The sequence below is a fragment of the Streptomyces sp. NPDC058326 genome (assembly GCF_042879855.1).
Classification (GTDB): Bacteria; Actinomycetota; Actinomycetes; order Streptomycetales; family Streptomycetaceae; genus Streptomyces.
In genome coordinates this window covers 207,117-226,752 of sequence record NZ_JBHVZO010000008.1, presented here as the reverse complement: position 1 = coordinate 226,752, position 19,636 = coordinate 207,117, and the positions used below count along the sequence as shown (strand labels likewise).

Sequence of the window (19,636 nt, the reverse complement as noted above, 5' to 3'; positions counted from 1 at the left end):
CCCGGATGCTCACTGTCACCACCGTGAATGTCAATGGTCTCCGCGCCGCCGCAAAGAAGGGCTTCGTGGAGTGGCTGGCCGGGACCTCCGCCGACGTCGTCTGCCTCCAGGAGGTGCGTGCCGAGGAGGCGCAGCTGCCCGTGGAGGTGCGGGCGCCCGAGGGCTGGTCCACCGTCCACGCCCCCGCCGCCGCCAAGGGCCGCGCCGGGGTCTCCCTCTACACGCGGCGCGAGCCCGACCGGGTGCGCGTCGGCTTCGGGTCCAGTGAGTTCGACGGCAGCGGCCGGTACGTCGAGGCCGACCTGCCCGGCGTCACCGTCGCCAGCCTCTACCTGCCCTCCGGCGAGGTCGGCACCGAGCGCCAGGACGAGAAGATGCGGTTCATGGGGGAGTTCCTCCCCTATCTGAAGGACCTCAGGGGCCGCGCCGCCGCCGACGGCCGGGACGTCGTCGTCTGCGGCGACTGGAACATCGCCCACCGTGAGGCCGACCTCAAGAACTGGCGGGCCAACAGGAAGAACGCCGGGTTCCTCCCCGAGGAGCGGGAGTGGCTCGGACGGGTCCTCGGCGAGGGCGACGGGGGCTACGTCGACGTCGTGCGCGCGCTCCACCCCGAGCAGGAGGGGCCCTACTCCTGGTGGTCCTACCGCGGGCGGGCCTTCGACAACGACAGCGGCTGGCGGATCGACTACCAGATCGCCACGCCCCGTCTCGCCGCCAAGGCCGTGAAGGCGTACGTCGAGCGGGCCGCGACCCATGAGGAACGGTGGAGCGACCACGCCCCCGTCACCGCCGTCTACGAGTTGTAGGCGAATCCCGCGCGGTACCGTTCGATACGAATGGGCGGAACCGGGTGGGGGGCATCGTTGAACGCGCGCATTCTGATCGCCGAGGACGACGAAAAGCAGTCACGGCTGATTCGGATCTATCTGGAGCGGGAGGGGAATACCGTCCAGGTGGTCGCGGACGGACGTTCCGCATTGGAACGGGTCCGGACCGTACGACCGGATCTCGTCGTCCTCGACGTGATGCTTCCTTTCGTCGACGGACTCGACGTGTGCCGCATTCTGCGCTCCGAGGGATCCGACGTCCCGATCCTGCTGCTCACCGCGCGCAGCACCGAGGAGGACATGCTCCTCGGCCTCGACCTCGGCGCCGACGACTATCTCACCAAGCCGTACAGCCCCCGGGAGCTGACCGCCCGGGTCCGCGCCCTCCTCCGCCGGTCCCGGGCGAGCGGCGCGGCAGCCCGTGACGAGCTGCTGCGGGTGGGCGACGTCGAACTCGACACCGCCCGCTTCGAGGTCCGGGTCGCCGGCCGCCCGGTCGCCCTTACCTCGAAGGAGTTCTCCCTCCTCGAAGTCCTGGCCCGCGAGCCGGGGCGGGTCTTCACCCGCGCGCAGATCATCGAGCGGGTCTTCGGCTTCGACAGCGACGTCCTGGAACGCACCGTCGACGTCCACGTGCGCAATCTGCGGCTGAAACTGGAGCCCGACCCGGCCCGCCCCCGCCGCCTGGAGACCGTGTACGGGCGGGGATACCGGCTCTCCGACGGGCCGGCCGGGGAAGGGGCGGGCGCGTGACTTTTCGGCTGCGGGTCTTCTCGCTCGTCCTGCTCGTCGCCCTCGCCGCCACCGCCGCCACCGCCTGGCTGACTCTCCGTCAGGCCGCCGGGCAGCTCCGCGAGTCCGCCGCCGCCGACCGGCAGTCCGTCGCCCGGATCACCGAGGAGCTGCGCGCCTACGGGGCGACCCGGGGCACCTGGGAGGGGATCGCCGGCACCGTACGCGCCCTCAGCGAGGAGACCGGGCAGCGCATCCGGATCAGCACCGGCGGCCAGGGGCAGATCGCCGACTCCGACGCGCTCCTCGGCCGCGACCCGCGCCCCGGCGGCACCGCGCCCCCGCTGCTCGTCGACCCCCGGCCCGCCCTCGGCCTGCCCCCGTCCTTCGACCCCGGCTCCCTCGGCAAGGTGACCGGCCACATGATCCACGAGTACGCGGCGGGAGTGACGTACGCCGCCTGTCTCACCCGCGCCGGGCACACGGTCACCGTCGAGCGCGGGAAGTACGGGGTGCCCGTCTTCACGGACGGCGGGAAGGCCCCCGGCGGCGGCCAGGGCTCGGCGTCCTGCGTGCGGGCCGGGGAACCGCCGGCCCGCACGCAGGACGAGAACTTCGCCGCCACCGCGGTCTGCCGCGCCCAGCAGGCCACCGCCGCCCTCCACAGCTGCCTCCAGCGGGTCTTCACCGAACGGACCGCGGCCGTCGGACCCCAGCCGCTCACCGTGCGGCTCGGCGCCGTCGACGATGCCGGACAGACCCTGGAGGTCGGCCCGACCGTCGTCGTCGCGGCCGGCGTCGCCGCCGCCGCGCTCGCCTGCGCGCTGCTGCTCAGCCGCGCCGTGCTGCGACCCGTACGGGCCCTGACGGCGGCCTCCCGGGGGCTCGGCGAGGGTGACCTCGGCCGCAGGGTGCCCGCCTCGGGCCGGGACGAGATCGCCGAGCTCGGCCGGTCCTTCAACCGGATGGCCGGCTCCCTCCAGGACAGCGAGGAACGGCAGCGCCGGCTCGTCGGGGACATCGCCCACGAGCTGCGCACCCCGCTGGCCAACCTCCGTGGCTATCTGGAGGCGCTGAGGGACGGTGTCCTCGCCGCCGACGCCGAGCTGCTCGACTCGCTCCACGAGGAGGTGCTGCTCCAGCAGCGGATCGTCGACGACCTCCAGGACCTGGCGCTCGCGGAGGCGGGCGCACTCACGTACCACCGCAGGACCCTCGACGCCCGGGAGCTCGTCGAGGCCTGCCGGACGGCGCACAGCGCGCGGGCGGCGGCGGCCGGGGTGACCGTCGAGGTGGTCGGGGCGGGCCCCGGCACCGTACGTCTGCACGGGGACCCGGACCGGCTGCGTCAGGCCCTCGGCAATCTCGTCGGCAACGCGGTGCGGCACACGGCTCCCGGGGGTGGTGTGCGGCTCGAACTCGCGGAACGGGACGAGTTGGTGCGGATCGCGGTCAGGGACACCGGCAGCGGGATTCCCGCCGCCGACCTGCCGCGTCTCTTCGACCGTTTCTGGCGGGCGGACGCGGCCCGCGGGCGGGCGACCGGAGGCAGCGGTCTCGGTCTCTCCATCGCCCGGCAGATCGTGGCGGACCATCACGGGGCGGTCGAGGTGACGTCCGAGGTGGGGGTGGGGTCGGTGTTCACGGTGGTGCTGCCGGCCCCGCGCGGCGGGGCCGGCAGCGGCGTGCGGGATCAGCACTGAGCGTTGGACCCGTATCCGTTGAGCAGGCTGTCCTTGATCCAGCCGGAGACGCCGGTGGTGTTGTCACGGACGTGCGACCACGTGCCGTTCTGGCCGGAGACCCAGCAGTGCAGGGTGAGGCTGTGGCTCATCTGCGCCTGCCCGTGCGAACCGCACTCGGTCGTCGGGCCGGAGCGGATGTTCACGTAGTTCGTGTTCGTGCTGCCGGCCCGGCCGTCCTTGTTGGACCAGCCGGGGCTGTAGCACGCGGCGGTGCCTTCCGGCGCGGCCACGGCCGCCGTGGTCGGCAGGACCAGGCCGCCGGTGGCCGCGACGGCGCCGAGCGCCACCGCGGCGAGCTTCGTCCGAAGACGCATCGATCTCTCCTGAACTCTTGGTCGTTCCCGTCCGTCGGGGCGACGGGCGGGCCGGTTCGTTCGAGTGCGGAGAAAGAATTGCCGGGGGGTCGCTCGCTTTCAATGGGGGAAAGGGCGGTCGGCTGCTTTTCGCGGGTTCGGTGCGGGAAGCTTTTTCGGACGCGTTGGGGGATGGCGGAGAGGGTGGGAGATCGTCTTCCTCTTCCGGTTCCCCGGCCTTTTCCGGTGCCTTCGTGCGGGGTGGTGGCCGCCGGTCGGGGTGGCGGAATTCCTTCCGTTCCTTCGGAGTTCAGAATTCCGTACCGGAGGGAAAAGGCCAATCCGGTCCGTGCGGTACGGGACCGGATTGGCCGCTTCCCGGGGGACGGAGAGCCGCTGCGGGATCACGTTCCCGACAGGGCCACCGTCGGGGCGAGGCGGCTGGCCCGCACCGCCGGATAGAGGCCCGCGAGCGCGCCGATCACCAGCGTCGCCCCCACGCCCGCCGCCGTCGCCCACACCGGGACCACCGTCGGCCACCCTCTGCTCAGGGCGTACGCCGCCGTGATCAGCGTCCCCAGGACGGTGCCGCCGAGACCGCCGATCACCGAGAGCAGCAGCGACTCGGTGACGAACTGGCCCCGGATCTGGCCGCGGGTGGCCCCCAGCGCCCGGCGAAGCCCGATCTCCGGCCGGCGCTCCAGGACGGAGATGACCATGGTGTTGCCGACGCCGACCCCGCCGACGAGCAGCGCGACCCCGCCAAGACCCAGGAGCAGTCCGGTGAGCGCCGACTCGGTGGCCTCGCGGGCCGCGAGCGCGTCCGAGGGGCGGGACACCTGCACCTCGGCGGGCTTCGCCGGGTTCGCGGTGGCCGGGAGCACCGCCCGTACCGCTGTGATCGCGCTGTCCTCGGTCCGGACGTACACCGTCGACGGATGCCCGTCGAAGCGCAGATACGTCCGCGCCGCCGGCCAGCCGACGAGCGCCGCCGCGTCGAGCTCCGGAGCGAGGGGTACGGGGTCGAGGACGCCGACCAGGGAGAACCAGCGGCCGCCCAGCCAGACCCGGGTCCCGGGGGTGTACATGTCGAGTCGCTGGGCGGCCGTCGCGCCGAGCACCACCGCCGGGTAGCGCGCGGTCGCCGCGTCCAGCCAGCGGCCCCTGCGGAGCTCGCCGCCGACCGCCGGGAGGAGTCCGTCGTCGGCGGCCAGGACGGTGAGGGAGCCGGTGCGTCCGACGGCGATCCGGTCGTTGCGGTAGACCTTCGCCCCGGTCGTGCCGGTGGCGGCACCGTCGTCGACCGGGGGGATGCGGCCGATCATCGCCACCGCCTCGGCCGGGAGCCTGGTCCGCTGCCCGCTGAGCGTGGCACCGGGGGCGACCCGCAGCAGGTTGGTGCCGAGCGCGTCGAGCCTGCGGTCCACCTCCGCCTGGCCCGAGCCGGAGATGCCGACCACCGCGATCATGGCGGCGACGCCGATCGCGATGCCGAGCGCGGAGAGGAACACCCGCAGCGGGCGGGTGCGCAGGCCGGTGCCGCCGAGGCGGATCACGTCGGCGGGGCGCAGCCGGGCCGGACGGAGCGCGGGGCCGGGGTGCCCGGCGCGCCGGCCCCGGCGTCCGGGCCCGGGGCGTCTGCCTCGGGGAGCGGGGATCATCCGAGCGCTCCTCTCGTGGGTTCCGTGGCGGTGTCGGCGACCACCCGGCCGTCCCGCATCTCGATGCGGCGGGGGAGGGCGGCCGCGATCTCCCGGTCGTGGGTGATGACCACGACGGTCGTACCGGCCGTGTGCAGCTCGCGCAGGAGCGTGAGCACCGCCGTCCCGGACGCGGAGTCCAGGTTTCCGGTCGGTTCGTCGGCGAGCAGCACCGCCGGTCCGCCGACCACCGCCCGTGCCACCGCGACGCGTTGCCGTTCGCCGCCGGACAGCTGGTGCGGCAGGTGGTGGACGCGGTGGCTCAGGCCGACCCTGGCGAGGGCGGCGGCCGCGCGGGTCCGGCGGCGGCGGGCGGGGACCCCGGCGTAGAGGAGGCCGTCGGCGACCGAGTCCAGGACCGGGACGCCGACCGCCAGGTGGAACTGCTGGAAGACGAAGCCGATCCGGGTGGCCCGCAGTGCGGAGACCTCCCGGTCCGTGAGGGTGGCGACGTCGTGTCCGTCGACCAGGACGTGGCCGGCCGAGGGGCGGTCGAGGCTGCCCATCAGGTTCAGCATGCTGGACTTTCCCGAGCCCGACGGGCCCACGATCGCGACGAGTTCGCCCCGCCGGATCCGCAGGCTGACGTCCTGGACCGCCCTGACCCCGCCGGGGTACGTCTTCGAGACCGACCGGAACTCCACCACGGGGGCGGGGTCCGTGCTGTCGCTCACTGCGGGATCCTCACTTTCAGGCCCTCGCGGAGCTTCGGACCGCTGACCTCGACCAGGCCGTCGGCGAAGAGGCCCGTCCGGGCCGCGACGAAGCGGCCGTCCTCGGTCTCCAGGCCGTGCCCTCCTTCGGCGAGCGCCACCAGGGCGGCGACCGGGACGGCCAGGACGTTCTCGCGCTCGCGGCCCACGTACTCGACGCTGACCGGGCCGCTCTCCAGGCGGCCCAGGGCCCGCTGGTCGGGGACGGTGATCGTGATCGGCACGGTCGGGGGCCCGCTGTCTCCCTCGGGCGCGGTCGCCTGCCTGCCGATGGCCGCGACCTCGCCCTTCACCGGGGTTCCGTCGGGCAGGCCGACGGTGACGCCGGCGCCGCGTACGGCCCAGGAGGCTTCGAGGGCCGAGGCGTTGACGACGACCTTGCGGGTCGTGCCGGTGTAGGTGAGGACGTCCTCGCCGGCCGCTGAGCCGAGCCGTACGCCCGCCTGGCCGAGGCGCACCCGGCCGGAGGCGTACACGATGTCGCCGAGGCCGATCCGTCCGGTCCTGGGCACGCCGAGCGCCTTCTGCCAGTCCTTCACGGCCCGTTCGGTGGCGGAGGTGAACTTCTCGTCGACGGTGAAGCCGCCGTAGCCGAGGGCGGCGAGGTTGGACTCGAACTGGAGGACGTCCATGCCACGGAGCGGCTGCGGGGGCGGGGGCGGCTGGGTCGGCGTCGCCGGTGGCGGGGCCGTGCCCTTTCCGGAGCCTGTACCCCCGCCCGGGTCCGAGGCGGAGCCCGTACCCCCGCCCGGGTTAGAGGCGGAGCCCGTACCCCCGCGTGGGTCCGAGGTGGAGCCCTCGTCTCCGGTGCCCCCCGGCGTCGGAGGCGGGGAGGCCCCGGTCTCCGGCGCCGTCGCGGCTGCCGTGAGGCCCAGTTCGCGGTACATCGGCAGCGTCCCGTAGAGCAGGACCACCGGCCGGTCGTCGACCCGCAGCAGGGTGTCCCCGCGCTCGGCGGTCGCGCCCGCCTCCGGGAGCCAGGTGACCGTGCCGGTCGCCTTGACCGGCAGCGGTGTCTCCGTCCCGTACCCCAACGTGCCCTCGACCTTGGTCCGTTCGACCAGGGTGGTGCGGGTGACGGCGACCGTGGCACCCGCTCTCGGCGGGGCCTCGGGGCCCTCGGCGCCGCCACCTCCGAGGCCGAGCGCGCCGACCACGGCGACCGCCGTGACCACCACGAAGGCGGCGGCGACGAGGACGGTACGGTGCCTCCGGCGTCCGGGGGTGCCCGCCGGAGCCGTCCCCTCCGGCAGCGGCTCCGCCTCCCTGACCTCCCCGTTCTCCCCGCCGGCGGCAGGGTCCTGGCCCGGGCCCCCGGCCGTGGACCCGTCGTCCCTGTCCGTGAACATCCCGCTCATCGCTCAGCCCTTGCCCGGGCCCTGCTCGACGGGGTCTCCGATGATCGGGGCGCAGGTGCGGGCGGCCTGCTTGGCCGCGGCCGTCGTCGAGTCCCACTGGATGTCCCCGTACACGTTGCCGTCGGGCTCCGGATCGGGGAAGTCGGGGGCGCCGTTCTTCTGCATGCACTCGGCGAACGCGAACTGGGTCTTGATCTGCTCGGGGGTGAGCTTGGGCGCCAGCCTGCGTTCGATCTCCTTGGGGACCGTCCGGTTGAGCGGCGCGCACTTCTCCGAGGCCTTGAGGAAGGTCGGGTTCTTCTTCAGGGCCACGCCGTCGCCGAGGTCGACCTGGCCGTTCGCGTCGGGGTCGGGGGCGTCGACGCCGTTCTCGCGCAGGCAGGACACCCAGGCGCGCCGGGCCTCGACGTACGCGGCGACCTCGTCCTTGCCGGCGGCGGAGCCGCTGTCTCCGCCGGTGGCCGTCCCCCCGCCCGTACCGGCGGACGCGGTGCCGTCCGCGGCCGTCGGGATCTTCCCCGACCCGTCGCTCCCGCCGCCGCAGCCGGTCAGCGCGAACGCCACGACCGAGGCCGCCACGGCCGTCAGCACCCGCTTGGTTCTCATCGGTTCTCCCGTTCCTCGGTGGGTGGGGCGACCGTAGGACGGGGGTGATGAAGAACTGTTGAAGAACCTGTCAGGCGATCATGAGGCCGGTTCGCCGGGGGGCGCGGGGCGCAGCCGCCGGTCGAGCGCCATCGAGAGTTCGGCCTCCACCACGCTCTTGGCGAGCGGGCGCAGCCGCCACAGGTCGTCCTCGGCGGCGTGGGTGCGCAGCAGGTCGGTGAAGAGCTCCGCGAGGGCGTCGGCGTGCTCGCGGACGCGGGCGCCCGCCTTGAGGACCTCGGCGAGCGGGACGCCCTCGCGGACGAGGGCGGCGGAGACGTCGAGCAGGCGTCGGCTGATGTGGATGATCTCCTCGCCGTCGGTGACGAGGTAGCCGAGGTCGAGGGCGGCCGCGAGGTTCTCCGGGGTGACCTCGCCGGCGAAGTGGTCGGCGAGTTCCTCGGGGGTGAGCCGGACGGGCTCCTCCTCGCTGGGGGTGTCGAGGGCGAGGACCTCGCGGACGTTGCGGCCGCTCTCGAAGGCGGTGGTGAGGTCGGCGATGCCGTTGAGGGTGTGGCCGCGCTCCAGGAGGGCGGCGATGGTGCGGAGCCGGGCCAGGTGCTGTTCGTCGTACCAGGCGATCCGGCCCTCGCGGCGGGGTGGCGGGATCAGGCCGCGCTCGCGGTAGAAGCGCAGGGTGCGCACGGTGATGCCGGCGGCTGCCGCCAGCTCCTCCATGCGGTACTCGCGTACGCCCGGGTGCGCGCCCGTTGCCGGTGCCTGTTCTCCGTCTGATCCTTCAGCCACACACGCCAGCCTATGTTGTACCGCCGGTAACTTTCCCTCGCCGTACCCCTACCGCTCGGTATGGAGCTGCTCTACAGTCCCGACTGTGCCAGTGATTGCTGGCGTGATTGGTCGGGTGTACGGGAGGCGGCATGGCGAAGCACGAGCACGTACGGGTGGCGGTGATCGGATCGGGATTCGGTGGCCTCGGCGCCGCGGTCCGGCTGCGCCGCGAAGGCATCACCGACTTCGTGGTCCTGGAGCGGGCCGGCTCCGTGGGCGGCACCTGGCGGGACAACAGCTACCCCGGCTGCGCCTGCGACGTCCCCTCCCACCTCTACTCCTTCTCCTTCGCGCCCAACCCCGACTGGCCGCGGACCTTCTCGGGGCAGCGCCACATCCGGGCGTACCTGGAGCATGTCACGGACACCTTCGGGCTCCGCCCCCACCTCCGCCTGAACCACGAGGTGCTGCGGATGGAGTGGGACGCCGAGACGCTCCGCTGGGAGATCGAGACCGGCGCGGGCTCCTTCAGCGCCGAGGTCGTCGTCTCCGCCACCGGACCGCTCTCCGACCCCAAGATCCCCGACATCCCGGGGCTCGCCGACTTCCCCGGCAAGGTCTTCCACTCCGCCCGCTGGGACCACGACTACGACCTCACCGGCAAGCGCGTCGCCATGATCGGCACCGGCGCCTCCGCCATCCAGATCGTCCCCGCGATCCAGCCCCAGGTCGCGAAGCTGACCCTCTTCCAGCGCACGCCCCCGTGGGTCATGCGCCGCATGGACCGGGCCATCAGCGGCCCCGAGCGCTGGCTCCACCGCACCCTGCCCGTCACCGGCACCCTCCGCCGCGGCCTGCTCTGGGGCATCCGCGAACTCCAGGTCGGCGCCTTCACCAAGCACCCGAACGAACTCGGGCTCGTCGAGAAGCTCGCCAAGGCCAACATCGCCAAGTCCATCAAGGACCCGGTGCTGCGGGCCAAGCTGACCCCCTCGTACCGCATCGGCTGCAAGCGGATCCTGCTCTCCAGCACGTACTACCCGGCGGTCGCCAAGCCCAACGTCGACGTCGTCGCCTCCGGCCTGCGCGAGGTCCGCGGCTCGACCGTCATCGCCGCCGACGGCACCGGGACCGAGGTCGACGCGATCGTCTTCGGCACCGGCTTCCACGTCACCGACATGCCGATCGCCGAACGGGTCGTCGGCGCCGAGGGGAAGACCCTCGCCGAGAGCTGGAAGGGCGGCATGGAGGCGCTGCGCGGCGCCACCGCCGCCGGCTTCCCCAACTTCATGACGGTCATCGGCCCCAACACGGGCCTCGGGAACTCCTCGATGATCCTGATGATCGAGTCCCAGCTGAACTACATGGCCGACTACCTGCGCCAGCTCGACGTGCTCGGGGGGCGCACCGCCCTCGCCGTCCGGCCCTCCGCCGTCCACGCCTGGAACCGCAAGGTGCAGGCCCGGATGGAGCGGACCGTGTGGAAGGCGGGCGGCTGCGAGAGCTGGTACCTCGACGCCAACGGCCGCAACACCACGCTCTGGCCGGGCACCACGGGCGAGTTCCGCCGCGAGACCCGGCAGGTCGACCTCTCCGAGTACGAGGTGCTCCGCGCGCCCAAGCCCGTCACCGGGGCGAAGACCCGTACCGCCTCCCGGAAGAAGGAGGCCGCCCAGTGAGCCGCCACCTGACCTCGCTGCCCGTGTCCCGCGAACTCACCGCGGTCTCCGCCGACGGCTCCCCGGTCCCCATCGAGGTCTACGGCCCCGAGGGCGCCCCCGCCGTCGTCCTGGCCCACGGCTGGACCTGCTCGACCACCTTCTGGGCAGAGCAGATACGGGCGCTCGCCGCCGACCACCGGGTCATCGCCTACGACCAGCGCGGCCACGGCCGCTCCCTGGTGCCCGGCCCCGGCGGGTACTCGACGACGGCGCTCGCCGACGACCTGGAGGCCGTGCTCGCGGCCACCCTCGGCCCCGGCGAACGGGCCGTCCTGTCCGGTCACTCCATGGGCGGCATGACGATCATGGCGGCCGCCGGACGCCCCCGCTTCCGGCAGCACGCCGCCGCCGTCCTGCTCTGCTCGACCGGGCCCTCCCGGCTGACGGAAGAGGCCACCGTGGTGCCGCTGCGGCCGGGCGGTCTGCGCACCCGGCTCACCCGGGCCGTCCTGGGAGCGAAGGCCCCGCTCGGGCCGGTCAACGCCGTCTCGAAGAAGATCCTCAAGTACGCGACGATGGGGCCCGGTTCGGCGCCCGAGCGGGTCGACGCCTGCGCGCGGATCGTGCACGCCTGCCCGCGAGCCTCCCGGTACGGCTGGTCGCAGGTCCTGGCCGGACTCGATCTCGGCGAGGGGCTGCGGGGGCTGCGGCTGCCCGTGGCCGTGCTCGTCGGCACCGCCGACCGGCTCACCCCGGCCGTCCACTCCCGCGCGATGGCGGAGGCGCTGCCGCACTGCACGGGCCTCGTCGAACTGGCCGGCATGGGCCACATGACACCGGTGGAGGCCCCCGAGGCCGTCACCGCGCAGATCCGCGAACTGACCCTCACCTACCTGGGCGTGACGTCCGGGGACGGGGAGCAGGAGAAGGAGAAGGAGAGGGAGCAGGCATGAGCAGGGTGAGTCTGGAAGGACAGGTCGCGGTCGTCACCGGAGGGGCGCGCGGGGTCGGCGAACTCCTCGCCCGCAAGCTCTCCGCGCGCGGCGCGCGGATCGCCCTTGTCGGCCTGGAGCCGGAGCAGCTCAAGGACGTCGCCGGGCGGCTGCACACCGAGGCCGACTGGTGGCACGCCGACGTCACCGACCACGAGGCGATGGCGAAGGTCGCGGCCGAGGTGAAGGAGCGGTTCGGCAAGGTCGACATCGTCGTCGCCAACGCCGGTGTGGCGGCGGGCGGTCCGTTCGTCGACTCCGACCCGGACGCCTGGCGTCGGGTCATCGAGGTCAACCTGATCGGCGGCGCGGTGACCGGCCGGGCGTTCCTGCCGGTCCTCATGGAGTCCCGCGGGTATTTCCTCCAGATCGCCTCGCTCGCCGCCCTCACCCCGGCGCCGATGATGACGGCGTACTGCGCCTCCAAGTCGGGCGTCGAGGCCTTCGCGCACAGCCTGCGCGCCGAGGTCGCGCACAAGGGGGTGAAGGTCGGCGTCGGCTATCTCTCCTGGACCGACACGGACATGGTGCGGGGTGCCGACCAGGACGACGTGATGAAGGAGCTGCGGCAGCGGCTGCCGTGGCCCTCGAACCGCACGTACCCCCTCGGCCCGGCCGTCGACCGGATCGTGGCGGGCATCGAGCGGCGCTCGGCCCATGTGTACGCGCAGTGGTGGCTGCGCGGGATGCAGTCGGTCCGCGGCGGTCTGCCGGGCGTCATCGCCACGGTCGGGCAGCGCGAGATGAAGCGCTTCGAGCCGCGCCTCGCCTCGGTGTCCAAGGGCCTGGTGGGCGCGGGCGGCGCGGCCGACGAGCAGGCGCGGTCGGAGCGCGCCTGACGGCCGGTGCTCGTGCACGTGCCTGACGGCCGGTGCTCACGCTCCGTGACTGATCGACATGCGTGGGGTGCTCGCCCATGCGACGCTGATCGTGGCCCGAGGGGGCACGAAGTCCCCTCCCACACAGCCTTCTAGGAGTGAAATTCCATGGGCATGCAGGACCAGTTCAAGGACAAGGCGGCGCAGGCGAAGCAGCAGGCCAAGGAGGCCATGGGCAAGGCGAAGGACGAAGCGTCCTCCCGCGCCTCCCGTGGCCGCGAGCGCTCCGACGACGCGAGCCGCAGGGGTCAGCAGGATGCCCAGGAGCGTATGGAGCAGGACCGCCTGGAGCAGGAGCGCGCGGACCGCGAGTCCGGCATCTGACCCGGCGTTCCACCAGCGAGGCGCACCCGCGACACCGGGTGCGCCTTCGCGTGTGCGACCTGCGGACCGGCACCGGGCCGAAAAGTTGTACGTGTCCCGGGCCGGATCTTCGTACGGTGGCGACCATGGCCGTACTTGAGCGACTTCGATCCGATCACGCCCCCGCCCTGCTCGTCTTCGAGCGGGAGAACCGGGGGTACTTCGCCGCGTCCGTGCCCGACCGGGGGGACGCGTACTTCAGTGGGTTCGAGGAGCGGCACCGGGCGCTGCTCGACGAGCAGGAGACCGGGGCGATCCACTTCCATGTGCTGGTGGGGGAGGACGGGGAGATCCTCGGGCGGTTCAATCTGGTCGACGTCGCCGACGGGGGCGCGGAGCTCGGGTACCGGGTGGCCGAGCGGGCGACCGGGCGCGGGGTGGCGACGGCCGGGGTCCGGGAGGTGTGCCGGCGGGCGCGTGAGGAGTACGGGCTGAGCCGGCTGACCGCCGTCACGACCCTCGACAACGAGGGGTCGAGGACCGTGCTCGGGCGGGTCGGCTTCGGTGCGGTCGGGAGCGTGACGATCGACGGGCGGGCGGGGATCTCGTACGAACTGGACCTCGGCCTGACCGCTTAGGGGGGTCCTGTCGGTCAGGCACCCCCCTGAGACCTACGCGTCCGGCCTCGGCGGCAGCTTCGGGCGGGAGCGGTCCGGGAGGTTCTCGTAGCCCGGGGGGCTCGCCGCCGGGGTCTCCGTCAGGAGGGCGAGGGCCACATGGACCGCGTCGTCCAGCTGGGCGTGGCGGCCCTCCGCCCAGTCGAGGGGGGTGCGGAGGACCGCGAGGTCGGGTTCGACGCCGTGGTTCTCCAGGGACCAGCCGTACTCGGGGAACCAGGCCGCGTTCATCGGGACGGTGATCTGGGTGCCGTCGCCGAGCCGGTGGCGGCCGGTCATGCCGACGACCCCGCCCCAGGTGCGCTGGCCGACGACGGGGCCGAGACCGAGGAGCTTGAACGCGGCGGTGATCATGTCGCCGTCGGAGGAGGTGGCCTCGTCGGCGAGGGCGACGACGGGGCCGCGCGGGGCGTTGGAGGCGTAGGCGACGGGCTGGGCGTTCCGCGTGAGGTCCCAGCCGAGGATCCGGCGGGTGAGCTTCTCGATGACGAGTTCGCTGATGTTGCCGCCGGCGTTGCCGCGTACGTCGACGATGAGGGCGGGCCGGGAGACCTCCATGCGCAGGTCGCGGTTGAACTGGGCCCAGCCGGAGCCGCCCATGTCGGGGATGTGGAGGTAGCCGCAGCGGCCGCCGCTGACCTCCCGTACCACCGCCCGGCGTTTGGCGACCCAGTCCTGGTAGCGCAGCGGGCGTTCGTCGACGAGGGGGACGACGGCGACGCGGCGGGCCCGGCCCTCGCCCTCGGCGGGGGTGAAGGTGAGTTCGACGGTGGTGCCGCCGGTGCCGGAGAGCAGCGGGTACGGGCCGGTGACCGGGTCGACGGGCCGGCCGTCGACGTGGGTGAGGACGGCGCCCTCGCGGATGCCGGTGCCGGCGAGCGGCGAGCGGGCCTTGGAGTCGGAGGACTCGCCGGGCAGGATCCGCTTCACCGTCCAGCCGGCCTCGCGCGGGACCAGGTTGGCGCCGAGGAGCCCCATGGGCCGCTGGTAGTGCGGCGGTCCCTCGTTGCGGCGTGCGGGGGTGACGTACGCGTGGGAGGTGCCGAGTTCGCCCATCACCTCCCGCAGCAGGTCGGCGAACTCGTCGGGGGACGCGACCCGTTCGACGAGCGGCCGGTACTGGTCGAGGACGGCCGTCCAGTCGACCCCGCCCATGCCGGGTTCCCAGAAGTAGGCGCGGACGATCCGGCCGGCCTCGTCGAAGGCCTGCCGCCATTCGGCGCCCGGGTCGACCTCGTGCAGGATGCGCCGCAGGTCCAGGTAGACGGTGGAGTCGCCGTCCCCGGGCTCGGTGGCGGGCACGGCCCGCAGCTCGCCCTCGTCGGCGACGACGAGCCGGGTGCCGTCGCCGCTGACCGCGAACCAGTCGAGGTCCTTGGCGAGTTCGCTCTTGCGGGCCTTGACGATGGAGAAGTGCTCCAGGGTGGGGCGGCCCGAGGTGTCGGCCGGGTTGGCGAAGGTCTCGCCGAGGGCGCCCGAGATCGGCCAGCGCAGCCAGACGAGGCCGCCGCCGCTGACCGGGTGCAGGCCGGAGTACTTGGAGGCGGCGACGGGGAAGGGGGTGACCCGTTCGGGGAGCCCCTCGATCTCGACGGTGACGGTGCCGTCGCCGGTGTCCGTGTCGTCGTCGGCGGGGTCGAGGCCGCCGGCCGCCGGACGCCCGTCGGGGAGCAGCGCGAACGGGGAGGGCGTGGCGGAGGAGAGCGGGACGAGGTAGGGGCGGCAGCCGAGCGGGAACGACAGGTCGCCGGTGTGGACGTCGTACACCGGGTCGAAGCCCCGCCAGGAGAGGAAGGCGAGGTAGCGGCCGTCGCGGGTGAAGACGGGGTTCTCGTCCTCGAAGCGGCCGTTGGTGACGTCGACGACGGTCCGGGCGCCGGGCCCCGCGATCCGGGCCATCTTGATGGAGCGCAGGGAGCGGCCGATGCCGGGGTGGGACCAGGTGATCCAGTCGCCGTCGGGGGAGAACGCGAGGTCGCGGACGGGGCCGTTGACCGAGCGGATCAGCTCCGTCACCTCGCCGTTGGAGTCCTCCGTCGCGTCCAGGAGGAGGAGCCGTCCGTCGTGGGAGGCGATGGCGAGGCGTTCGCCGTCGGGGTCGGCGACGAGTTCCTCGACGCGGCCGAGGTCGCCGGAGGCGAGCCTGCGCGGCGGCCGGTCGCCGCTGGCGCGCGGCAGGTAGCCGACCTCGACGGCGTCCTCGCCCTCGGCGTCGGTGACGTACGCGACCTGTCCGCCGCTGCCGAGCATCTCGGGGAGCCTGACGCGGACGCCCGGCTCGTCGATGATCGTGCGGGCCGGGCCGTCGCGGTGCGTCAGCCAGTACAGGCTGCCGCGCACGGAGACGGCGCTGGCGCGGCCGGTCTCGTCGACGGAGAGCGAGTCGATGTGGTGGGCGGCGGGCACCTGGTAGGCGCGCCTGCCGACGCGCTGGCCGCCGAGCCGCACCTCCAGCTTCCGGGGGCGGGAGTCGGCGGCGAGCGAGTCGACGATCCACAGGTCGCCCGCGCACTGGTAGACGACCCGACGTCCGTCGCTCGATGCGTGCCGGGCGTAGAACTCGTCGTGGTCGGTGTGGCGGCGCAGGTCGGTGCCGTCGGGCAGGCAGGAGTACAGGTTGCCGATGCCCTCGTGGTCGGAGAGGAACGCGATCCGCCCGTCGACGGCCATGGGGCAGTCGAGGTGGCCGCCGATGTCGGGCAGCAGCCGTTCGCCGTGCAGCCAGAGACGTCCGGTGGCGCCGCCGAGGTACCGCTTCCAGGCGGCCGGCTCGTGCGGGGGTTTCCCGGTGAGGAGGAGGGTTCGGCGCTCTCCCTCGTGGTCGTCGATGACGCCGATGTCGGAGACCGGGCCCCAGGGCAGGCGCCTGCCGGGGGAGCCGTCGGTGGGGACGGTGTAGGCCCAGGAGTAGTACGAGAAGGGCTGCCCGTGCGAGGAGACGGCGAGGATCTCGGAGCGGCCGTCCTTGTCGGGGGGCGTCCAGCCGCAGACCCGGGTGTCGGTGGAGCCCCAGTAGCTGAGCCGCCGGGCGGGTCCGCCCTCGATGGGGACGAGATGGATCTCGGGGTCGAGGCTGCGCCAGTTCGTGTACGCGATCCGGCGCCCGTCCGGCGAGAAGCGAGGGTGGCCGACCCGTGTCCTGTCGACGGTCAGTCGCCAGGCCCGGCCGGGGCGCCGGCCCTCGGGGACGAGCGGGGCGATCCACAGATCGTCCTCGGCGGCGAAGCACAGCAGGTCGTCGTGGAGATGCGGAAAGCGGAGGTACGCGACGTCGTGGCTCACCTCCTCATGCTTTCCGCGCGGAGGGGGTCAGGCAACTCGTACGTGTATGCGGGCGTCCTGTGAGGTGTGGGCCCCGGGCGCGGCCCGTTCGTGTGGCCCAGAACACGTACGAAACGGTTTCGTTTCGCTGGGGGCGGGGGTATCTTCGTACTGTACGAAACCGTTTCGTACGAGCACTCGACCGGAGGCACCGGCCATGGCACGCAGCAGACTCACTCCCGAGCGGGAGTCCGAGCTGTACGCGGCCGTGCTCGACCTCCTCCGCGAAGTCGGCTACGACGCCCTCACCATGGACGCCGTCGCCTCCCGCACCCACTCCAGCAAGGCCACCCTCTACCGCCAGTGGGGGAGCAAGCCCGAGCTGGTCGCCAGGGCGCTGCGCGACAACAAGCCGGCCGATATCTCCGAGATCGACACCGGCTCGCTGCGCGGCGACTTCCACGAGCTGATGTCACGGACCGACGACTGCCAGATGGAGAAGGACTCCGCGCTGATGCGGGGTCTCGCCCATGCCGTCCACACCAACCCCGAACTGCACCGGGCGCTGCGCGAGCTGCTCATCGAACCCGAGATGAACGGCCTCGACGAAGTGCTGCGCCGAGCGGTCCGCAGGGGAGAGGTCGACGCCGCCAACCCGGCGCTGAGGCTCATCCCCCACATGCTGATCGGTGCGTTCGTCGCCCGGCCGCTGATCGACGATCAGCCGGTCGACCGCGCGTTCCTCACCGCGTACGTCGACGCCGTCGTGCTCCCCTCACTCGGCGTCTGAGCCCCACCAGCACCGCCAGAACCTTCGCTCCACCTGACGTCGAACCGCTCACGCCGTCGGGCCGGCTCCCCATGCCCTGTCCCACCCCACAATGGGAGTACGCCCCCGTGGCCACGTTTCTCTACAAGCTGGGCCGTTCCGCCTTCCGGCGCCGACGGCTCGTCGCCCTCCTCTGGGTGGCCCTCCTGGCGGTCGCCGGGATCGGCGCCGCCACCGCACCCGTCGCGACCTCCAGCTCCTTCTCGATCCCGGGCACCGAGGCCCAGCGCGCCTTCGACCTGCTCGAAGAGCGCTTCCCCGGTGCCGGCGCCGACGGCGCCACCGCCCGTGTCGTCTTCAAGGCCCCCGAGGGCCAGAAGATGACCGACCCGGCCCACAAGGCCGTCGTCGGGGAGACCGTCGCCGCGCTGAAGTCCGGCTCGGACCAGATCGTCTCGGTCGCCGACCCCTACGCCGCGCAGGCCGTGTCCCGCGACGGCTCCACCGCCTACGTCTCCGTCGCCTACAAGGTCAACGCGATGGAGCTCACCGAGGAGACCCGCGAGGCCCTGACCCAGGCAGGTCACAACGCCCAGGGCAAGGGACTCACCGTCGAGGTCGGCGGTGACGCCCTCCAGACCATGCCGGAGCAGGGCGCGAGCGAGGCGATCGGCGTGGTCATCGCCGGCATCGTGCTCGTCCTGACCTTCGGCTCGCTCGTCGCCGCCGGACTCCCGCTGCTCACGGCGATCATCGGCGTCGGCATCGGCGTCTCGTCGATCGCCGCCCTCGCGAACGTCCTCGACCTCGGCAACTCCACCTCCACCCTCGCGATGATGATCGGCCTCGCGGTCGGCATCGACTACGCCCTCTTCATCGTCTCCCGCTACCGCGCGGAGCTCGCCGAGGGCCGCGAGAAGGAGGAGGCCGCGGGCCGCGCGGTCGGCACGGCCGGCTCCGCCGTCGTCTTCGCCGGACTCACCGTCGTCATCGCCCTGGTCGGCCTGGCCGTCGTCAACATCCCGATGCTGACGAAGATGGGCTTCGCCGCCGCCGGCACGGTCGTGATCGCCGTACTGATCGCGCTCACCCTGATCCCCGCCCTGCTGGGCTTCGCCGGCGACAAGGTCATCGGCCGCAAGCAGCGCAAGGCCGCGGCGGCCGGTGATGGCGCCGCGACGAGCGACGAGAAGGCCGGCAGGCCCAACGGCGGCACCCGCTGGGCCCGCTTCGTCATCCGCCGTCCCGTGATGGTGCTCGTCGTCGGCGTCCTCGGCCTCGGCGCGATCGCGCTGCCCGCCGCCTCCCTGGAGATGGGCCTCCCGGACGACGGCGTCAAGCCGACCTCCACCAGCGAGCGCCGGGCGTACGACGCGCTCTCGGACGGCTTCGGACCCGGCTTCAACGGCCCGCTGCTCGTCGTCGTCGACGGCGACAAGGCGACCGCCGACCGGGCGGTCTCCACGATCAAGGGCCTCGAAGGCTGGGCGGCGGTCACCCCGGCGACCCCGAACAAGGCCGGCGACGCCGCGATGATCACGGTGGTCCCGAAGGACCGGCCGTCCTCGGCCGCCACCGAGAGCCTGGTCCACGACATCCGGGACGCCACCGGCGACGAGGTGCTCGTCACCGGCGCCACCGCGATGAACATCGACTTCTCGCAGAAGATGAACGACGCCCTGGTGCCCTACCTGGCCCTCGTCGTCGGACTGGCCTTCCTGCTCCTGACCCTGGTCTTCCGTTCGGTCCTCGTCCCCCTGAAGGCGGCCCTCGGCTTCCTGCTCTCGGTGGTCGCGGCCCTCGGCGCGGTCGTCGCGGTCTTCCAGTGGGGCTGGCTCGGAAGCCTCTTCGGGGTCGAGCAGACCGGCCCGATCATGTCGATGATGCCGATCTTCATGGTGGGTGTCGTCTTCGGTCTCGCGATGGACTACGAGGTCTTCCTCGTCACCCGGATGCGCGAGGCGTACGTCCACGGGGAGCGGCCCGGCGAGGCGATCGTGACCGGCTTCCGGCACAGCGCCCGGGTGGTCACCGCCGCCGCGGTGATCATGATCGCGGTCTTCGCCGGCTTCATCGGCATGACGGACCAGATGGTCAAGATGATCGGCTTCGGCCTCGCGGTCGCGGTCCTCTTCGACGCCTTCGTGGTCCGGATGGCGATCGTCCCGGCCGTGCTCGCGCTCCTCGGGCACAAGGCCTGGTGGCTGCCGAAGTGGCTGGACCGGATCCTGCCGAACGTCGACGTCGAGGGTGAGGCTCTCGCGAAGCGCACCGAGGAGGGCACCGGCGCGAAGCCGGACCTCGTGAAGGTCTGACGTGGCGGGCGGGCGAGGAGGCGCCCGCGTCCACC

At 73.0% G+C, this 19,636-nt stretch carries 17 protein-coding genes; 10 read left to right on the top strand and 7 right to left on the bottom strand.

Going from position 1 to position 19,636, the window contains the following annotated elements; all coding sequences use genetic code 11:
• Positions 1-5 precede the first annotated feature (5 nt).
• From ACFVYX_RS17710 to ACFVYX_RS17700, 3 genes are read left to right on the top strand one after another with little or no spacing between them, the layout of a single operon-like run.
• Positions 6-809, top strand: coding sequence for an exodeoxyribonuclease III (locus ACFVYX_RS17710; RefSeq protein ID WP_389682277.1), 804 nt, complete (start codon positions 6-8; stop codon positions 807-809).
• 57 nt (positions 810-866) lie between these two features.
• Positions 867-1,583: a response regulator transcription factor gene (locus ACFVYX_RS17705; RefSeq protein WP_389682276.1), complete on the top strand. Its 717-nt coding sequence runs from the start codon at positions 867-869 to the stop codon at positions 1,581-1,583.
• Positions 1,580-3,265 (top strand): sensor histidine kinase, encoded by a 1,686-nt coding sequence (locus ACFVYX_RS17700; RefSeq protein WP_389682275.1) that lies wholly within the window; start codon positions 1,580-1,582, stop codon positions 3,263-3,265. The genes ACFVYX_RS17705 and ACFVYX_RS17700 overlap by 4 nt, the downstream gene beginning before the upstream one ends.
• Here the strand turns inward: ACFVYX_RS17700 and ACFVYX_RS17695 are convergent.
• The 6 genes from ACFVYX_RS17695 to ACFVYX_RS17670 all read right to left on the bottom strand — a co-directional run bounded on the left by ACFVYX_RS17695 (position 3,256) and on the right by ACFVYX_RS17670 (position 8,694).
• Positions 3,256-3,621 carry a hypothetical protein gene (locus ACFVYX_RS17695; protein WP_389682274.1) on the bottom strand — a complete coding sequence of 122 codons (366 nt, stop codon included), beginning with the start codon at positions 3,619-3,621 and terminating at the stop codon, positions 3,256-3,258. The genes ACFVYX_RS17700 and ACFVYX_RS17695 overlap by 10 nt on opposite strands.
• Positions 3,622-4,004: 383 nt before the next feature.
• Positions 4,005-5,261: an ABC transporter permease gene (locus ACFVYX_RS17690; RefSeq protein WP_389682273.1), complete on the bottom strand. Its 1,257-nt coding sequence runs from the start codon at positions 5,259-5,261 to the stop codon at positions 4,005-4,007.
• The gene (locus ACFVYX_RS17685) at positions 5,258-5,974 is read right to left on the bottom strand and encodes an ABC transporter ATP-binding protein (RefSeq protein WP_389682272.1); all 717 of its coding nucleotides are present in this window, start codon (positions 5,972-5,974) and stop codon (positions 5,258-5,260) included. The genes ACFVYX_RS17690 and ACFVYX_RS17685 overlap by 4 nt, the downstream gene beginning before the upstream one ends.
• Complete coding sequence (locus tag ACFVYX_RS17680) at positions 5,971-7,371, bottom strand: peptidoglycan-binding protein (protein WP_389682271.1); 1,401 nt, start codon at positions 7,369-7,371, stop codon at positions 5,971-5,973. The genes ACFVYX_RS17685 and ACFVYX_RS17680 overlap by 4 nt, the downstream gene beginning before the upstream one ends.
• A gap of 3 nt (positions 7,372-7,374) precedes the next feature.
• Positions 7,375-7,977 (bottom strand): hypothetical protein, encoded by a 603-nt coding sequence (locus tag ACFVYX_RS17675; RefSeq protein ID WP_389682270.1) that lies wholly within the window; start codon positions 7,975-7,977, stop codon positions 7,375-7,377.
• Positions 7,978-8,055: 78 nt separating this feature from the next.
• Positions 8,056-8,694: a MerR family transcriptional regulator gene (locus tag ACFVYX_RS17670; protein WP_389682355.1), complete on the bottom strand. Its 639-nt coding sequence runs from the start codon at positions 8,692-8,694 to the stop codon at positions 8,056-8,058.
• Between the two features lie 200 nt (positions 8,695-8,894).
• Between ACFVYX_RS17670 and ACFVYX_RS17665 the strand changes: the two genes are divergently transcribed.
• The 5 genes from ACFVYX_RS17665 to ACFVYX_RS17645 all read left to right on the top strand — a co-directional run bounded on the left by ACFVYX_RS17665 (position 8,895) and on the right by ACFVYX_RS17645 (position 13,217).
• Complete coding sequence (locus tag ACFVYX_RS17665) at positions 8,895-10,424, top strand: flavin-containing monooxygenase (protein ID WP_389682269.1); 1,530 nt, start codon at positions 8,895-8,897, stop codon at positions 10,422-10,424.
• Positions 10,421-11,359, top strand: coding sequence for an alpha/beta fold hydrolase (locus ACFVYX_RS17660; protein WP_389682268.1), 939 nt, complete (start codon positions 10,421-10,423; stop codon positions 11,357-11,359). The genes ACFVYX_RS17665 and ACFVYX_RS17660 overlap by 4 nt, the downstream gene beginning before the upstream one ends.
• Entirely contained in the window at positions 11,356-12,237 is an 882-nt protein-coding gene (locus ACFVYX_RS17655) for an SDR family oxidoreductase (protein WP_389682267.1), read from the top strand. The genes ACFVYX_RS17660 and ACFVYX_RS17655 overlap by 4 nt, the downstream gene beginning before the upstream one ends.
• A 147-nt stretch (positions 12,238-12,384) precedes the next feature.
• A complete protein-coding gene (locus tag ACFVYX_RS17650) occupies positions 12,385-12,600 on the top strand; it encodes a hypothetical protein (protein ID WP_389682266.1) in 216 nt (71 codons plus the stop codon).
• A gap of 125 nt (positions 12,601-12,725) precedes the next feature.
• Positions 12,726-13,217 carry a GNAT family N-acetyltransferase gene (locus ACFVYX_RS17645; RefSeq protein WP_389682265.1) on the top strand — a complete coding sequence of 164 codons (492 nt, stop codon included), beginning with the start codon at positions 12,726-12,728 and terminating at the stop codon, positions 13,215-13,217.
• A gap of 33 nt (positions 13,218-13,250) precedes the next feature.
• Here the strand turns inward: ACFVYX_RS17645 and ACFVYX_RS17640 are convergent, their stop codons facing one another.
• Positions 13,251-16,538, bottom strand: coding sequence for a S41 family peptidase (locus tag ACFVYX_RS17640; RefSeq protein ID WP_389682264.1), 3,288 nt, complete (start codon positions 16,536-16,538; stop codon positions 13,251-13,253).
• Positions 16,539-16,734: 196 nt separating this feature from the next.
• Between ACFVYX_RS17640 and ACFVYX_RS17635 the strand changes: the two genes are divergently transcribed.
• Both ACFVYX_RS17635 and ACFVYX_RS17630 read left to right on the top strand, forming a co-directional pair.
• The gene (locus ACFVYX_RS17635; protein ID WP_389682263.1) at positions 16,735-17,307 is read left to right on the top strand and encodes a TetR/AcrR family transcriptional regulator; all 573 of its coding nucleotides are present in this window, start codon (positions 16,735-16,737) and stop codon (positions 17,305-17,307) included.
• 107 nt (positions 17,308-17,414) lie between these two features.
• Complete coding sequence (locus tag ACFVYX_RS17630; protein WP_389682262.1) at positions 17,415-19,601, top strand: MMPL family transporter; 2,187 nt, start codon at positions 17,415-17,417, stop codon at positions 19,599-19,601.
• Positions 19,602-19,636: the final 35 nt, after the last annotated feature.

Bases quoted from the DNA above. Each gene is read 5' to 3' on its own strand.
- ACFVYX_RS17650 (WP_389682266.1), top strand. From the start codon at position 12,385: ATGGGCATGCAGGACCAGTTCAAGGACAAGGCGGCGCAGGCGAAGCAG.
- ACFVYX_RS17690 (WP_389682273.1), bottom strand. From the start codon at position 5,261: ATGATCCCCGCTCCCCGAGGCAGACGCCCCGGGCCCGGACGCCGGGGC.
- ACFVYX_RS17695 (WP_389682274.1), bottom strand. From the start codon at position 3,621: ATGCGTCTTCGGACGAAGCTCGCCGCGGTGGCGCTCGGCGCCGTCGCG.
- ACFVYX_RS17655 (WP_389682267.1), top strand. From the start codon at position 11,356: ATGAGCAGGGTGAGTCTGGAAGGACAGGTCGCGGTCGTCACCGGAGGG.
- ACFVYX_RS17635 (WP_389682263.1), top strand. From the start codon at position 16,735: ATGGCACGCAGCAGACTCACTCCCGAGCGGGAGTCCGAGCTGTACGCG.
- ACFVYX_RS17645 (WP_389682265.1), top strand. From the start codon at position 12,726: ATGGCCGTACTTGAGCGACTTCGATCCGATCACGCCCCCGCCCTGCTC.
- ACFVYX_RS17680 (WP_389682271.1), bottom strand. From the start codon at position 7,371: ATGAGCGGGATGTTCACGGACAGGGACGACGGGTCCACGGCCGGGGGC.
- ACFVYX_RS17675 (WP_389682270.1), bottom strand. From the start codon at position 7,977: ATGAGAACCAAGCGGGTGCTGACGGCCGTGGCGGCCTCGGTCGTGGCG.
- ACFVYX_RS17665 (WP_389682269.1), top strand. From the start codon at position 8,895: ATGGCGAAGCACGAGCACGTACGGGTGGCGGTGATCGGATCGGGATTC.
- ACFVYX_RS17710 (WP_389682277.1), top strand. From the start codon at position 6: ATGCTCACTGTCACCACCGTGAATGTCAATGGTCTCCGCGCCGCCGCA.
- ACFVYX_RS17670 (WP_389682355.1), bottom strand. From the start codon at position 8,694: ATGGAGGAGCTGGCGGCAGCCGCCGGCATCACCGTGCGCACCCTGCGC.